This is a genomic window from Lacibacter sp. MH-610 (assembly GCF_045780045.1).
In the GTDB taxonomy this organism is placed as follows: domain Bacteria; phylum Bacteroidota; class Bacteroidia; order Chitinophagales; family Chitinophagaceae; genus Lacibacter.
On the sequence record NZ_CP116002.1, the window covers coordinates 3,769,427 to 3,784,371 of the forward strand.

General features: G+C 41.1%; 14 protein-coding genes. 7 read left to right on the forward strand and 7 right to left on the reverse strand.

Features of this window, described 5'->3' with window-relative positions; translation table 11 throughout:
• Together PDL71_RS17205 and PDL71_RS17210 are read right to left on the reverse strand one after the other, a co-directional pair.
• Window positions 1-3,444, reverse strand: coding sequence for a TraB/GumN family protein (locus PDL71_RS17205; RefSeq protein WP_407523452.1), 3,444 nt, complete (start codon window positions 3,442-3,444; stop codon window positions 1-3).
• A gap of 134 nt (window positions 3,445-3,578) precedes the next feature.
• On the reverse strand, window positions 3,579-4,763 hold the full coding sequence (locus PDL71_RS17210) for an aspartate aminotransferase family protein (RefSeq protein WP_407523454.1): 1,185 nt from the start codon (window positions 4,761-4,763) through the stop codon (window positions 3,579-3,581).
• A gap of 192 nt (window positions 4,764-4,955) precedes the next feature.
• On the opposite strand from PDL71_RS17210, the gene PDL71_RS17215 reads away from it, so the two are divergent.
• Genes PDL71_RS17215 through PDL71_RS17225 form a run of 3 tightly spaced genes read left to right on the forward strand, consistent with a single transcriptional unit; the run spans window position 4,956 to window position 6,059 of the window.
• Window positions 4,956-5,489, forward strand: coding sequence for a gamma carbonic anhydrase family protein (locus PDL71_RS17215; protein ID WP_407523456.1), 534 nt, complete (start codon window positions 4,956-4,958; stop codon window positions 5,487-5,489).
• A 26-nt stretch (window positions 5,490-5,515) separates the two neighbouring features.
• Window positions 5,516-5,707 (forward strand): hypothetical protein, encoded by a 192-nt coding sequence (locus tag PDL71_RS17220; RefSeq protein ID WP_407523458.1) that lies wholly within the window; start codon window positions 5,516-5,518, stop codon window positions 5,705-5,707.
• Window positions 5,708-5,744: 37 nt separating this feature from the next.
• Complete coding sequence (locus PDL71_RS17225; RefSeq protein WP_407523460.1) at window positions 5,745-6,059, forward strand: hypothetical protein; 315 nt, start codon at window positions 5,745-5,747, stop codon at window positions 6,057-6,059.
• Here PDL71_RS17225 and rsgA read toward each other — a convergent pair.
• The 5 genes from rsgA to PDL71_RS17250 all read right to left on the reverse strand — a co-directional run bounded on the left by rsgA (window position 6,056) and on the right by PDL71_RS17250 (window position 10,874).
• Window positions 6,056-6,982, reverse strand: a complete 927-nt coding sequence (rsgA, locus tag PDL71_RS17230) for a ribosome small subunit-dependent GTPase A (protein WP_407523462.1) — start codon at window positions 6,980-6,982, stop codon at window positions 6,056-6,058. The two genes, PDL71_RS17225 and rsgA, sit on opposite strands and share 4 nt — an antisense overlap.
• Before the next feature lie 54 nt (window positions 6,983-7,036).
• Window positions 7,037-8,044 carry a vWA domain-containing protein gene (locus PDL71_RS17235; protein ID WP_407523465.1) on the reverse strand — a complete coding sequence of 336 codons (1,008 nt, stop codon included), beginning with the start codon at window positions 8,042-8,044 and terminating at the stop codon, window positions 7,037-7,039.
• Complete coding sequence (locus tag PDL71_RS17240; RefSeq protein WP_407523468.1) at window positions 8,041-8,925, reverse strand: hypothetical protein; 885 nt, start codon at window positions 8,923-8,925, stop codon at window positions 8,041-8,043. Before PDL71_RS17240 ends, PDL71_RS17235 begins: the two co-directional genes overlap by 4 nt.
• Complete coding sequence (locus PDL71_RS17245) at window positions 8,922-9,794, reverse strand: DUF58 domain-containing protein (protein ID WP_407523471.1); 873 nt, start codon at window positions 9,792-9,794, stop codon at window positions 8,922-8,924. Before PDL71_RS17245 ends, PDL71_RS17240 begins: the two co-directional genes overlap by 4 nt.
• Window positions 9,795-9,872: 78 nt before the next feature.
• Window positions 9,873-10,874 (reverse strand): AAA family ATPase, encoded by a 1,002-nt coding sequence (locus PDL71_RS17250; protein WP_407523474.1) that lies wholly within the window; start codon window positions 10,872-10,874, stop codon window positions 9,873-9,875.
• Window positions 10,875-11,128: 254 nt separating this feature from the next.
• Here PDL71_RS17250 and PDL71_RS17255 point away from each other — a divergent pair, with 254 nt between their 5' ends.
• The 4 genes from PDL71_RS17255 (at window position 11,129) to PDL71_RS17270 (ending at window position 14,904) form a co-directional block, all read left to right on the forward strand.
• Complete coding sequence (locus PDL71_RS17255; protein ID WP_407523477.1) at window positions 11,129-11,473, forward strand: hypothetical protein; 345 nt, start codon at window positions 11,129-11,131, stop codon at window positions 11,471-11,473.
• Between the two features lie 70 nt (window positions 11,474-11,543).
• Window positions 11,544-11,921 (forward strand): glycine cleavage system protein GcvH, encoded by a 378-nt coding sequence (gene gcvH, locus PDL71_RS17260; RefSeq protein ID WP_407523480.1) that lies wholly within the window; start codon window positions 11,544-11,546, stop codon window positions 11,919-11,921.
• Window positions 11,921-12,301, forward strand: coding sequence for a VanZ family protein (locus PDL71_RS17265; protein WP_407523483.1), 381 nt, complete (start codon window positions 11,921-11,923; stop codon window positions 12,299-12,301). Before gcvH ends, PDL71_RS17265 begins: the two co-directional genes overlap by 1 nt.
• 317 nt (window positions 12,302-12,618) lie before the next feature.
• Window positions 12,619-14,904 (forward strand): DUF5916 domain-containing protein, encoded by a 2,286-nt coding sequence (locus tag PDL71_RS17270; RefSeq protein ID WP_407523485.1) that lies wholly within the window; start codon window positions 12,619-12,621, stop codon window positions 14,902-14,904.
• The last annotated feature ends 41 nt before the right edge of the window (window positions 14,905-14,945 follow it).

The following is a 14,945-nucleotide window of genomic DNA, read 5'->3' on the forward strand; positions in this document are numbered from 1 at the left end:
TCAATCCAATTCTTTTTCTGCAAAGAATGCTTCAAACTGTTCCTCTACTTTTTTTGATTGAAACACATCCGTCCAGTAAATACCACCATCATCATTGGAAGCATTCAATCCAACTATTTTTGAATCTGCAGCATAAGCTCCGGATATGCCGAGGAAAGTTCCTTCTTCTGTTATTACTTTAAAGAGATAATACAATTTGGTTTCGCCATTCACTGTACGTTTTTTGGTTTGCAGGTACACAACCTCTTCTACTTTGTATTCATCGGATGCCATGCCGTATACATCTGCTTCAGCAATCATTTTTTGTGTTCTGTATTTGGCAGGAAACTGCTTTTGCAGATTTTTTTCTTCCAGCCGGCGATAAAACTGAAAACGGGTAGCAATATCTGCTGCCGCTTCTTCTATCAATGCCGGGGAAACATTATACCCGTTATTTAAAAGGTCAGGAATAAGATACATGTTAAACTGATGATGATTCAATGCAGCCAGTTTTGCCAGCGATGCATTCCCTTCAGCAATATTTAACCTTGCCAGTAAACGCAACACCGGATAGTAATAGGCAACATTATCTTCTGTACCTGCTTTGTACTTTTCATAAATAAATGCAGCAATCTCCAGCAGGTTTTTTTCATAAGGCTTGATGATGTCAAGCTTTATTTTGCCGCTGTCGAGCAAACGGTTTGCAAGAAAACCGGTGAACTCACAGTAGTTGGTATCGCTGCTCAAGCGCATAAGATCAGGAAACAAGGTAGCTGTAAGCTCCAGTGAATCCGTTATGTATTGTTTTACAGGATAGAGATAGCTGGTATACGGTGGCTGGCTCAGTAATAAATCTTTAAGAACTGAATAACTTTCTCTTGTAGTAGTAAGCGCCAGTAAACGCAGCATGGCAACACGTTGTGCTTCGTTATCCAGCTTTACTGAAAAATAATTTTTATTGATAAATGTTACAATGCCTGAATCCTGCAGGTTGTATAACTCATCAGCAAGATTGTTATAAATTTCTGTAAAATCATTTTCAGCATGATCATACTGCTTGAGTAAGGATTCCTTCAGTTGAGGGATTTCTTCTTTTACAAAATTGATTTTAGAAAGACGGGTAGCCGCTTTTGCAAAACGAACTGAGTCGCCCGACCACAGATCACCGAAAAACTCATTAGTCTTGCGTACACTCAAGGTAGTAGGCACGGGTGCTGCATTGAGCCTCCATTCCTCAAAATATTTATTCACCTCCGGCTTATATAGTTGTGAAGGATGCAGAAACGCATACACAGCATAAACTGTATCAGCATTCAACACAAAACGCATTCTGCGTTGGAGTGGTGTTCCTTCCATCTGCAGTACTACTTCCTGCGACTGAAACGGACCATTCTTCGTCATCTTACGTTCAAGAACGGAATCTGTATAAGATTTGATGGCATACAAAGCATCATTAAAAATGGCGCTGTCAGAATTTCCATAATAATAATCAACAAAGGTGATGGGCTGCATTTCATAAGTAATTGCCGTTGCAGAATCATACGATAGATAAGACCATGACTCCGGATCATCTTCTTCTTTCTTTGTACTTTTTTTACGGATTACCGATGGCACATATGCTGAGTATACTTTATCAGGTGATTGCCTCAGTTTCCAATCAGAACCTGCATAATCCAGCAGGCGGAAAGATTGAAAGAACTGATCAATTGCCGGATGATTTTCATTTCCTTTTTCAGCTCCTGCAATGAGCAGGTAAGAACGGCTGCCACGGTTCACCGTCATTGTACGGGTAACAATTTTTTGTTTCCCATCAGCCCGCATCATATCATAACGCATACCTGCGTACCCGCCCATATAAAAGAATTCTTCCTTCAACTTTTGAAACCCTCCGCCACTCCAGTTTTCTTTTAATAATGAAAAGTAATTAGAGTCCCCATCCAGGTAATAACCCGGCACTGTACTTTTTACATTCACCATAAAATACACCTGGCTTTTACTATCAAGACTGTTGAAGCTTTGCGTAATCCATTCAGCACTTGTTTCCGGTTTGGTTACAGAAGGTTTGCCGGGGAAAGCCACAGCAAATGCCAGCTTTTGATTAGTGTATTCCTGCCAGCCTTTTACAGCAGTAGCCTGTTGCGCCAATGGTTGAAATGAAGAAAAAAACCTGGATGCATAATCACCGCTCAAAACATCTTTTTTGGAATCGTGCCCCATCACCAGCAGGTACACATAAGCATCCGATACATAGGCCTGAACTTTTAAGAACGCATCATTTTCAATAATCACTTCCAATCCATTCATTCCATTCAAATCCAGTTTCTTTTTTTCCTGCACTTTTCCTTTATCTGCAAATGCCTTTACCATCTGATCCAGCATCTTCTCTTTATTTTCACCCATTCTTAAATTGGGCAGACTTGCAGAGATATAAAACGTAGAGCTGGGCAGGTCCATACACATTTCCATTTTCACCAATTGCTCTGCCATATAAAAAGTACCGGTGCCTGATGGATAACTTACTTTGTAACTACTGTCTGCCGCAAAAAATGTTTTCCAGTAATCTTTTTTGGTTTTAATGATGTACTCTTCAGGTTTGAGTTTATTGTTTGAAAAAACAGGATCTAATTTATAGCCACGTTTTAAAAGAAGTGAAATAAGACCGGTATCACCTGCAAGATGAGCAGCGCCTACTGCAAAAAAGCCGGAGCGGAGTTGCAAAAGACTATCGATACGAAAAGCCATTTTTTGATTTCGTTTTACCAGCAGTTCGTTTCGTTGTTGATCATCCAGACCGGCAGCATATTGATAAATTTTTTCAATATCACCTGCCAGGTAGGTTTCCACCATTTCATTGAGGGATAATTTTAAAAGCTTCAAATCCGGAAAGAGATCATTGAAGCGGTTGCCTTTCATTTCGGATGCAATTAACCCCATCTGGTCTTCTATATCTTCAATGCCACCGGTCCATTTACCCTGCTGGCGGGCAATGTGGTAGAGGTACACATCCATAAACCCGGGCATATCATCCTGCTTTGTTATTTCATTCATCCAATCGTTACGTGAAAGAAAAAGCTGGCGACGGGTTAGTTTATCTAAACGGGATCCGAATCTTTTTTCCAGTTTTTGCTTAATGCGTTCATAGGTTTCTTTGTCCACTTCATCCTTTACAAACCCGCTGGTATCTTTTGACATAAAACTGCGGATAAGTTCGCCACTCATGGCATCAGGATCCAGCTCAAGAGCAAAGCCATCTGTTTTTTCAATGGCTGCATACAATGAATCTGTAAAATGAAAGATGCGGCGGTCTTTTAAATGAAGTGTACCAAAAAGATACGATGGTTGCTTTAGTCCTTTGCCGCTGATGCGCCAGAGCATGGTTTTAGCCAATGGCTGTTTGTGTTGGGCGGAGGAAACAAGAACAAAAAAAATACAGCAAAGGAAAAGGGCAGGGCGAATGAATTTCATCTGTTTATTAATTAATTGAATCTTATTTGTAACCTTACTGTGTTGCCTGTACAAACGATTATACTATGAATCTTCATTTGATAGAATGCAGTCAGCAGATAGGTTATTTGATGTTAAAAGGTTAAAACTCTAATCTATGGCAATTCATTTAAAACAGAAAGAATTGTTGAACACGCTTTCATAATTTCTTCATCAGTAATGGTTAGCGGTGGTGCAATACGCATACTGTGAGCAGCAAATAAAAACCAATCTGTAAATACACCTTTGGCAATGCATGCGTCAATGATTTGTTTACTCTGCTCAAAGTTTTCAAATTCAACCGCCATCATCAATCCCCTGCTTCTCACGGCTTTAATTTTCGGGTGATGTAAAAGAGAACGGAACAATTGTTCTTTTTGATACACTTTATTGAACAGTTCTTCCTGTAACAACACCTGCATAGCCGCCATGCCTGCTGCACAGCAAACCGGGTGACCACCAAACGTAGTGATATGACCCAACACCGGTTTGTCAGTTAAAGCATCCATCAATTGCTTGTCAGCAATAAATGCACCCAATGGCATGCCGCCGCCCAATGCTTTGCCCAGCAATAAAATATCCGGCACCACACCAAACTGTTCAAAAGCCCATAGCGTTCCGTTCCGTCCAAAACCACACTGTATTTCATCCAGAATCAAGAGTGTACCGGTTGCTGAACATTTATTTCTGAGGGCTGTAATCCATTCTTTCAAAGGAGCATTTACACCCGCTTCTGCCTGTATGGTTTCAGCAATAACACAGGCGGTTTGGTGCGTAATTAAATCCAAAGCCTCCAACGAATTATAAGTGGCATGATGCACACCGGGCAATAAAGGACGAAACTCCCGGCGCCAGTACTCATCGCCCATCACACTTAAAGCACCTTGTGTACTGCCATGGTAGGAATGTTGAAAGGCAAGTATTTCTGTTCTTCCGGTAACACGTTTGGCCAGTTTCATGGCTCCCTCAGTTGCTTCTGTACCGCTGTTTGTAAAATAAACCGAGTTCAGTGTTGATGGAAGATGTTCTATTAACAACCTTGCATAGTGCACCTGAGGACTTTGCACCAGTTCTCCATAAACCATAATGTGCAGGTATTTATCCAGCTGCTCCCGTATAGCTGTAAGAACCCGTGGATGCCGATGCCCCACATTGCATACACTGATGCCGCCGATCAGATCAATATATTCCTTTCCGTCAGCATCCCATAAGCTGCAGCCTTCTGCTTTTACCATTTCAATGGCAAGAGGTGCTGTGGAAGTTTGAGCATTATGCTGCAGAAACAATTGACGCTGATTCATGTAGAGAAACTTATAAAAGACAAATGTAAGTTTATCGTAGAATTACCTATGAGAGGCGGGGAAAATGACAGATATTTGAAGCCTCATCCCGACCTTCTCCAAAGGAGAAGGCCATCTGAGCACAGCCCTCACTTATTAAAGATGATTACATACAAAGGGTTGTTGAAATTTGAAAAGGTTTAAATAAAAATTATGGCTTTAATTCTTCCGGTTGAAGGAGTGTATCCAAAGATGGGCGATGATTGTTTTATTGCACCCAATGCCACTATTGTAGGCGATGTAATTATGGGTGATCAGTGCAGTGTTTGGTTTAATGCCGTGGTGCGGGGTGATGTTAACAGCATACGGCTGGGTAATAAAGTGAATATCCAGGACGGGGCTGTGCTGCATGCCACATACCAAAAAACCAAAACCATCGTTGGTAATAATGTAAGTATTGGCCACAATGCCATCGTTCATGGTTGTACACTGCACGATAATGTACTGATAGGCATGGGCGCCATTGTAATGGATAATGCAGTGGTACACAGCAATTCCATTATTGCTGCCGGGGCTGTGGTGCTGGAAGGAACCATTGTACAGGAAGGAAGTATTTATGCAGGGGTACCGGCAAAAAAAGTGAAGGACATCAGCAAAGAACTGATTCACGGCGAAATCAACCGTATTGCCAATAACTACATTAAATACAGCGGCTGGTTTAAAGAAACCGCTGAAAATTTAGGATGATTATATAAACCTTTTTTGAAAACCAAATGTCTTATAAAAAACCAGTTATGATAAACCTTTTGAAAGCAGCGATTCTTATTGTGAGCGTGTCTTTGCTAACAGGATGCAATGTGTTTAAAAAGCCAAAAGAGGGTTGCCCTACAAATGGCAAAAACGTAGGAGCTGAGAAATTGTTAAGCGGCGAAAAAGTACCCAAGGCAAAGAAGTTCAAAAGTTGACGAAGAGCATTATTTGATAACCATAAAATACCGTGCTATGAACCCAACTCTACGAAACCACATTGGCTACAATGAAGCGATCCTTGATGACACTGCCAGTTTTGAAAACTTTTTTCAATGGGCTGATTTACTGGCTGAAAAACTCAACATTTCCTTCACCCGCAAACTGGATGATTTTGAAGCCCTGTACTGGGATTTTTTGTACAAAGGCACTACCCTCACTCTCAGCTACAATATCTTCAACGGTATTACTGTTTTTCCGGCGCTGGAAGAACGAAGCGATTACTTTGAAAATGCTGCTATTGCTGAACTGGTAGACCAGTTGAAAGATGCCAGCCCGGATGAGGTTTAATACTTCTTTTCTTCAATAGAATCAAGGATGTTTACATAGCTGATGTAACGCAGCGGATGTATGTTTTCCTGTTTCAATGCTTCTTTAACGGCACAGCCCGGTTCATCCAGGTGCAGACAATTATTAAACTGGCAATCCTGTATTAAATCACGCATTTCCGGGAAATAGTGAGAGAGTTCCTGCCTGCTTATATCTACCAGTCCAAATTCCCGAACACCGGGTGTATCAATGATTCTTCCGCCAAAAGGCAGATCAAACATTTCTGCAAAAGTGGTGGTATGCATGCCTTTACCGCTCCAGCCGCTTACTTCAGTTGTTCGTAATTCCAGTTCCGGCATTACATAATTAATAAAAGTTGATTTACCAACACCTGAATGACCACTGAGCAATGTTGTTTTGTTATGAAGCAGTTCTTTAAGTTCATCTACACCCTGCAGGCTCTCCATAGAAATCAGGAACACCCTGTACCCTATTTCTTCATACATTTGTTTCCACTCTTCAAAAGTTTCCATTTCCTTTTTGCGGTACACATCTGCTTTATTAAAAACAATAATGCTGGGTATATGGTATGCCTCTGAAGTGATGAGAAAACGATCAATAAAGCCCTGCGATGTTCTGGGTTCTTTCATTGTGGCAAATAATAAGCTCTGATCCAGGTTAGATGCCACGATATGATGCTGGTACTTACGGTGCGGGCTTTGACGGTTAATATAATTCCGCCGTTCATGAATGGCAGTGATGATGTATGTATTTTCAATATCATGCTCCAGCTCCATTTCCACTACATCACCTACAGCAATAGGATTGGTACTGGTAATATCATCTATTTTGAATTTACCTTTCAGCCGGGCCTGCACAAAGCTACCCTTTTCAGATTTTACCGTGTACCAGTTGCCTGTTGATTTATAAACTAAGGACTGCATTAATGCAAAGAAAATACTTTTAACCCACTAATTATTTTACAGGGAAGCAGCAGCTCAGGGAAACTTGCGAAATACTTTGTAACGAAGCCAAAGTTCAATTAATAATAACACAGCAGCAGCAATGGCTAACCAATAAAACTCTTCAGCATATTTAGCAAAGCGGCTGGTTTCAATTTTGGTTTTTTCGAGTTGATCAATTTGTGAGTAGATATTTTGCAAACTTTCATTGTCAGTAGCCCGGAAATAAGCACCGCCTGTTTGTCTTGCAATTTCTTTCAGGAGTTTTTCATCAATATTTACTTTTTCCTGTGTTCTTGTAATACCGCCGCCTGCAGATTGCTGCGGCATCGTTGCAAACCCCTCTGTACCTACACCAATGGTATAAACTTTTACATTAAATGTTTTGGCAATTTCCATGGCAGTAGCAGGATCAATTAACCCTCCGTTGTTTTCACCATCCGTCAATAAAATCACCACTTTACTTTTAGATTCACTTTTCTTTAAGCGCTCCACACCTGTAGCCAAACCTGAGCCTATTGCTGTTCCATCCTGTAACACTCCGCTTCGCACACCATATACCTGGCTGATTAAAACGCCGTGATCCGTTGTAAGAGGACATTGTGTAAATGATTCACCTGAAAAAATGACCAGCCCGATACGATCTGTTTTTCTTCCTTCAATAAACTTTACTGCCACTTCTTTAGCAGCTTCCATACGGTTTGGTGTAAAATCTTCTGCCAGCATACTGCCGCTTACGTCCATACAAAGCATAATATCAATGCCTTCGCCTTCTACCCGCTCTTCATCATTTTTGGATTGAGGTCTTGCAATTGCCAATATCAATAACGTAACAGTAAGTAACCGGATTACAAAAGGCAGATGAATGAATGTATTCTTAACGGTAGACTGCTTTTTATAAATAGAAAGTGTTGACAGCTTTAAGGCTGATTGCTGTTTTTTTTGTTTGAGAACATACCAGGCAATCATTAATGGCAGCAACAGCAATAACCAGAGCAACCATGGGTAGGCGAAATTGATATGGTGCAGCCAATCGTTAATCATTGTTTCTGCTGTTGATGGATTTGTTGAATAGCTGTTGTTACACGATGCAGGGCGGCAATACAATCCTGTTCAGGTGCTGCAAATTTTGCAAACTTCACCGCATCGGCCAGGCGAAGCACCTGTACAATTGCATTGGTTTCATCCCTGCCTGCTGAAGCAGCGAGATGAAATTGTGTTTCATCGGTTGTATACTTTGTAAAGGGCTGTTGCAGTGTACGCTCCGCATAACGCCTTGTACTGGCACTGAGCTGAGAAAAGAATTCTTTCTGTTGCTCTTGTGTACCCAAGCCTGCCTGCTGTAATTGTTGAATGGCTTTTTCAAATTCTTCCCAGGCACCCAAAGGCGGTTCAAAAGCGGTAACAGTTGATTGTTTTTGCTTCCATTTACGGAAAAGATAAATGAGCAATAATAAACTTAAAACAGCAACTGCCACCACCAGGTAAGCAATCCATCGTTCACCTGTCTGATCGGCTTCAATAATTGGTTTAATATCATTTAACACAGCCTTTCCGGTAGTATCATACTCTACCTGTATGGTAACAGGTGCAAAGGTCAGCGTAACTGGTTTACCGGTTGCATTGGAAGGCACGGTTACTTTCACTCCTTCAAAATTCCAGGCACCGCTGTCCCAACTGGTGATGGTAAGCTGGCGTTTCAATACATCAGACGTATCATATTGCATCAGCTCAAAATGAGCAACACTATCCGGAAAGCGCCATTGAACAGAAGCGTTTCTTTCAATGGCTTTTAATTCAAATGTGAGCAACAGTGGTTCCCCAATGAGAATTTTATTCTTGCTGCCGCTTACCACGGGTGTTATCTGCGCCTGTGTAAGCAGACTCACAAAAAAACTCAGTATCCAGATACATCCTTTCTTCATCGGCTACGGTTAATAAAAAACTTTTGAAGCACTTTTACATAATCATCTCCGGCACGCATGTGCAGCAAATCAGCACCTGCTTTTTGAAACACCTCTTTCACATAATTGTTATGACGATGAAAATCCTGCTCATACTCATGACGCACCAGGGCATTGGAAGTATCCAGCAATCGTTTAGTTCCTGTTTCAGCATCGGCCACTTCCAGCAAACCGATTTCCGGGAGCTTCATATCCAACGCATCATAGATTTTAATACCGATAACATCATGCTTACCTGCTGCCACACGAACCGCTTCTTCAAAACCCGTACCCAGGAAATCACTGATTAAAAAACAGATACTTCTACGGCGGTTGAAATTATTGAACATACGAAAAGCATCTGTGTAATTGGTAGCACCTGCAGCAGCATCTTTTGTGAGCATTTCACGTACGATGTACAAAGTATGCTGCTTTCCTTTTTTAGGCACAATGAGCTTTTCAACTTTCTGACCGAACAGAATAGCGCCTACTTTATCCTGGTTGTTTACCGCACTGAACGCCAGCACTGCTGCAATTTCTGTTACCAAGTCTTTTTTCCGTTGCAGGTGTGTTCCAAAACTCATGCTGCTGCTGTTATCAACCAATAAGAAAACAGTAAGCTCTCTTTCTTCTTCAAACACTTTACTGAAAGGGTGTGCATAGCGTGCACTTACATTCCAGTCAATAAACCGCACATCATCACCCGGCTGATACTCCCGCACTTCCTTATAACTCATACCCTGACCTTTAAAAGCAGAATGATACTCACCCGTAAACATATGATTGGTGAGCCGCTTACTTTTAATTTCAAGCAGACGAACTTTTTTTAATATTTCTTCGGTTGTAAGCAAGGAAAACTTATTGCGTTATTAAATAATTAATGATGTCTTTTCATTAGCAGATTAGCACATTATCAAATTAGCTAATTATCATGGCACTTTCACCGCATTCAACACCTGCCTGATTACTTCTTCTATTGAAATGTTCTCCGCCTCAGCTTCGTAGGTGAGACCAATTCGATGGCGCAAAACATCAGCAGCTATTGAACGTACATCTTCGGGCAGCACATAACCCCTTTTGTTCAGGTAAGCCATTGCTTTTGAAGCAAGTGATAAATTAATGGTAGCACGTGGAGAGCCTCCGTAACTGATCAATGGTTTAATGCTGCTCAACCCATATTGATCAGGATAGCGTGTGGCAAACACAATATCAAGAATGTACTGCTCAATTTTTTCATCCATATAAACAGAACGAACCAATTGTCTTGCATCCAATATTTCACGAATAGCTACCACCGGGTTAACAGGAGCAGCTACAGTTTGCTGTGTATTTTGACGGAGAATGATTTGCTCTTCCTGCTTGGTGGGATAGCCAATCACTACCTTCAACATAAAACGGTCTTGCTGTGCTTCCGGTAGCGGATAGGTTCCCTCCTGTTCTAAAGGGTTTTGAGTAGCTAACACCAAAAAAGGTTCTTCTAAAGGATACGTATGCTCGCCAATGGTTACCTGGCGCTCCTGCATAGATTCCAGCAAGGCACTTTGTACTTTAGCCGGGGCACGGTTAATTTCATCTGCCAGAACAAAATTGGCAAACACAGGCCCCTTACGCACGAAGAATTTATTTTCCTGCTGGTTGTAAATCATGGTACCGATTACATCCGCCGGCAACATATCCGGTGTAAACTGTATGCGGCTGAATTTGGCATTTATGGCCTGGCTTAAACTTTTAATAGTAAGTGTTTTTGCCAGACCCGGCACACCTTCCAGCAAAATATGGCCATTACCCAACAAGCCAATTAAAAGCCGGTCTACCATGTATTGCTGACCCACCAAAACCTTATTCACTTCCGTACGTAACCGATCCAGGAAAGCACTGTTGTGCTGTATTTTTTGATTGAGCTGTTGAATGTCTTCAGCGGTTGGTAACATCTTGTTGATTTTAGGGTGAAAATACAAACTCCCCGTTTGTAAATGCAGTATGCATATGATAAACGGTTAGGTTTGAAAAATAGTTTGTTTGCAAAAACAAAGCCATTTTTGAACTCAGTCGGTAGCCTGTAGCCGATAGTCAATAGCAGTTCAAGTAAATTTTCTAGTCGCCTCTGTATTGACTATTGACTAACTACGGCCGGCTACAGGCTTACAACTATCGGCTTTAGACTTGCTTCAGCTATCTTTGCACCATGGATGTATCAAATGATTTGTTTGTACGCTGGATGAATTTAGAACAAAGGCTGGTAGAGCGTTTTGGAAAAAAACCTGACCTGGAATCAGTGCTTTTCCTTATTGGCATCCAGGAGTTTGGAGCCATTAAAAACAAGTTTACCAAAGAACAGAAACAGGATCTCATCCATGTAGCTGTTTGCAGCCTCCTGAGCCAAAGCGGTTATTTTGAATATGAGCGAACGGATGAAGATGGCTGGCCGCATTTTAAGCAGCTCAAAGCTATTCCTTCCATGAGCCTGAAAGACCAGGAAGATTTTATAAAAGACCACGTGTTGCTTTATTTTCAGCAAAGCGGGTTTTAATTGAAATTTTATTTTTCTTATTCACCCGAATTTTTGAATTTAGCGGCCTCATCACACAAAACAAAAAAGCATGAACTTTCCAAGTAATCTCCGCTACACTAAAGACCATGAATGGATTCAACTGGATGGAAATGTAGCTACCATCGGCATTACTGATTTTGCCCAGCGGGAATTGGGTGATATTGTTTATGTAGATATCAACACTGCCGGACAGAGCTTAGAAGCTGAAACTGTTTTTGGCACAGTAGAAGCGGTTAAAACGGTAAGTGATTTGTTTTTGCCCGTAGCAGGTACTATCACCGAAGTTAACAGTGCTTTGAACGATAAACCTGAAAGTGTAAATAACGACCCTTACGGCGAAGGCTGGATGATTAAGATGACTGTAAATAACCCTGCTGATGTGGAAGCATTAATGGATGCTGCTGCTTACCAGGCAAGTGTAGAATAATGTTTCGTAAGATCAACGCATACCTTCAAACAAAATGGCCGACCATCACCTGGTCGGCTATTGTTTTTGTATTGCTGGCATTTCCTATAAAACCGTTACGGGAAAAGAAAATGCTGCAACTGCCTGAAATGGATAAACTGGTACATGCTTTTTTATTCTTTGTACTGGTTTGGCTTTGGGCAAAATATATCAGTGGGGGGAAAAAACTTGCTTCAGCTACTCTTTTGTACATAGCTGCAGCAGCTACCTTGTACGGTATTTCAATGGAGTATATCCAATTATTTACAGGCAGGGATTTTAGCGTGGGCGATATGGTGGCAGATGGAGCCGGGGCTTTTTGGGCAGCTGTGTTCTTATGGGCAAAAAATAAGCCCCGGTAGAAACCGGGGCCGCAACCAAAACTAACTGCTTATGAGAAAAAAGATTTATTAAATTCTTACTGCAAAGTTCCTGCTATTTGTTCATTCTGCTGCTTATCACTTTGTTAAAGTCATGTCAGGTTTTTGTCACAAGGTTGAAGTTTTTAAAATGGGTCCCGATAGAAATCGGGACCGTAACCAAAACTAACTGCTTATGAGAAAATTTGACTGCTTTAAAGAACTTATAACTAATAGACGCAAAATGGGTTCCTGAGTTTATTTTCTACCTGTTAAAAAATTCTGAAACCATCCGTCACATACATACCCGGCCCAAAATCATGCCAAAGCCTATTTTTGGAGATAGCCAAAAACGATCAGCATTGAGAAATCTTACCCGGCACTTTCTGTGGTGCCTGTTTCTTTTTTTTACAGGGTTCTGTTTTGCCCAGGAAGAAACCTTCAACGAAAAAAATTTCCGTTGCAGCATCAGCAAAACATCAGAAGCCATTAAACTGGATGGATTGCTGATTGAAGCGGCATGGGCAAACTCCCCTATCATTACCCGGTTTAAGCAAAGCTTTCCATTTGATACTTCTTATGCCTTATCCCGCACTGAAGTAAGAGTGCTGTTTGATGATAAATTTTTGTATGTAGCCGCTGTTTGTTATCAACCCAGAAAATACACTGTACAATCCCTGCGCAGGGATTTCACCGATGGTACCACAGACCTTTTTTTAGTAAGCATTGACCCGTTTCGGGATAATCTGAATGGTTTTTACTTTGCCGTAAGCCCTTACAATGTGCAGAAAGAAGGTTTGATTTCAAATGGCAACGGGGTAAGCTTTGATTGGGATAATAAATGGTTCAGCGCAGTAAAAAATTATGATGACCGCTATGAAATTGAAATTGCCATTCCGTTTAAAACACTTCGCTATAAAATTACAGCAGGCGAAAATTTGTGGAATATCAATTTTGTAAGAAACGATCTGCTCCGCAATGAACGCAGTGGTTGGGCACCTGTACCAAGAGGATTCAGAATGAGTGACCAAACTTTTAGTGGTACATTGGAATGGAAAGAACCGCCACCACCTGCCGGCACAAACATTTCCTTTATCCCCTACACCATTCTTGAAACCAATAAGGACAAAGTAAATAACACCGGTAAAACGCTGGCCAATGCCGGTTTTGATGCAAAAGTGGCTGTAACACCTTCCCTGAATCTTGATTTGACGATGAATCCTGATTTCAGCCAGGTAGAAGTAGACCGGCAGGTAACCAACCTCAGCCGCTTTGAGTTATTCTTTCCCGAGCGCCGCCAGTTTTTTATTGAAAACAATGATTTGTTTAACAGCTTTGGTGATGGCAGCACCAATCCCTTTTTCTCCCGCCGCATCGGCATTTTTAATAATACCAAAACAGGTTTGGCTGAAAAAGTACCCATCCTCGGCGGTGCACGCCTCAGCGGACGCATCAACAAAGACTGGCGTATTGGTTTTTTAAACATGCAAACGGCTTATGTAAAAAGCGATAGTACACCCTCCACCAATTTTTTGGTGGCTACTTTGCAACGGCGCATTTTTACCAGAAGTAATATTGCTTTTCTTTTTGCCAATAAAGAAAATATCATCAATGAAAAAACCCGGCCCATCAATCAATACAACCGTGTGGCGGGTTTGGATATGAATATGGCATCGGCTAATGGTTTTTGGCAAGGCAAATGGTATTATCATCAATCCTTTCAACCCAATCAACCAAAAGGTGCTTACTCTTCCGGTGCTCTGGTACGATTTTCAAAACCTACTCTAAATTTCGAAGTCAATAACTATGCTGTAGGAAAAGGCTATCGTGCCGAAATGGGCTTTGTACCCCGCACCGGCTTTTTAAGAAGTGCGTCTACAGCCAACAGAGTATTCTTTCCAAAAAATGGTTTATCAAAAATCATCAATAACTGGAGTGTAGGTTTGGATTATGATATCATCTACAGCTTGTTTGACAATCGTATTACTGACTGGGATGCCAATCTCTTGTTCAACATCCGTTTTCAAAACCTGGCTCAACTGAATGCACGCCCATTCCGGAGAGAATACACCTACCTGTTTGATGATTTTGACCCGACAAATAAAAACCAACCCGGTTATTTGATATTGAAAGAAGGTACTTCTTATTATTACAACACTACACGTATTACGTACAACTCTAATTTTCGTAAACCATTCTTCTATAATATTCAGACAAGGATTGGCGGCTATTTTAACGGTAAGATTCAAAGTGTAACGGCTGATATCAATTATCGTTTTCAACCCTGGGCATTGGTACAGTTAAGTGCTACGTACAATCGTATTCGCATGCCGGCGGGTTATAACAATGCTGATTTCTGGATTATCGGACCAAGAGCTGATATCACTTTTTCAAGAAGTATGTTCTGGACTACGTTTGTACAGTACAACAATCAAATCAATAACATCAACATCAACACCCGTTTTCAATGGCGCTTTAAACCAATGAGTGATTTGTTTATTGTTTACACCAATAACATGTTTGCCGAAACCGTAGGAGCCGATAATCGTTTTCAGCAGAAAAATCATGCATTAGTAGTCAAACTCAACTACTGGTTTAACTTATAAAAAAACGCCGCTGAAAAATCAGCGGCGTTTTAATTTCATGC

Bases quoted from the DNA above. Each gene is read 5' to 3' on its own strand.
- PDL71_RS17235 (WP_407523465.1), bottom strand. From the start codon at position 8,044: ATGATTAACGATTGGCTGCACCATATCAATTTCGCCTACCCATGGTTG.
- PDL71_RS17270 (WP_407523485.1), top strand. From the start codon at position 12,619: ATGCCAAAGCCTATTTTTGGAGATAGCCAAAAACGATCAGCATTGAGA.
- PDL71_RS17250 (WP_407523474.1), bottom strand. From the start codon at position 10,874: ATGTTACCAACCGCTGAAGACATTCAACAGCTCAATCAAAAAATACAG.
- PDL71_RS17205 (WP_407523452.1), bottom strand. From the start codon at position 3,444: ATGAAATTCATTCGCCCTGCCCTTTTCCTTTGCTGTATTTTTTTTGTT.
- PDL71_RS17265 (WP_407523483.1), top strand. From the start codon at position 11,921: ATGTTTCGTAAGATCAACGCATACCTTCAAACAAAATGGCCGACCATC.
- PDL71_RS17255 (WP_407523477.1), top strand. From the start codon at position 11,129: ATGGATGTATCAAATGATTTGTTTGTACGCTGGATGAATTTAGAACAA.
- PDL71_RS17225 (WP_407523460.1), top strand. From the start codon at position 5,745: ATGAACCCAACTCTACGAAACCACATTGGCTACAATGAAGCGATCCTT.
- gcvH (WP_407523480.1), top strand. From the start codon at position 11,544: ATGAACTTTCCAAGTAATCTCCGCTACACTAAAGACCATGAATGGATT.
- PDL71_RS17240 (WP_407523468.1), bottom strand. From the start codon at position 8,925: ATGAAGAAAGGATGTATCTGGATACTGAGTTTTTTTGTGAGTCTGCTT.
- rsgA (WP_407523462.1), bottom strand. From the start codon at position 6,982: ATGCAGTCCTTAGTTTATAAATCAACAGGCAACTGGTACACGGTAAAA.
- PDL71_RS17210 (WP_407523454.1), bottom strand. From the start codon at position 4,763: ATGAATCAGCGTCAATTGTTTCTGCAGCATAATGCTCAAACTTCCACA.
- PDL71_RS17220 (WP_407523458.1), top strand. From the start codon at position 5,516: ATGTCTTATAAAAAACCAGTTATGATAAACCTTTTGAAAGCAGCGATT.
- PDL71_RS17215 (WP_407523456.1), top strand. From the start codon at position 4,956: ATGGCTTTAATTCTTCCGGTTGAAGGAGTGTATCCAAAGATGGGCGAT.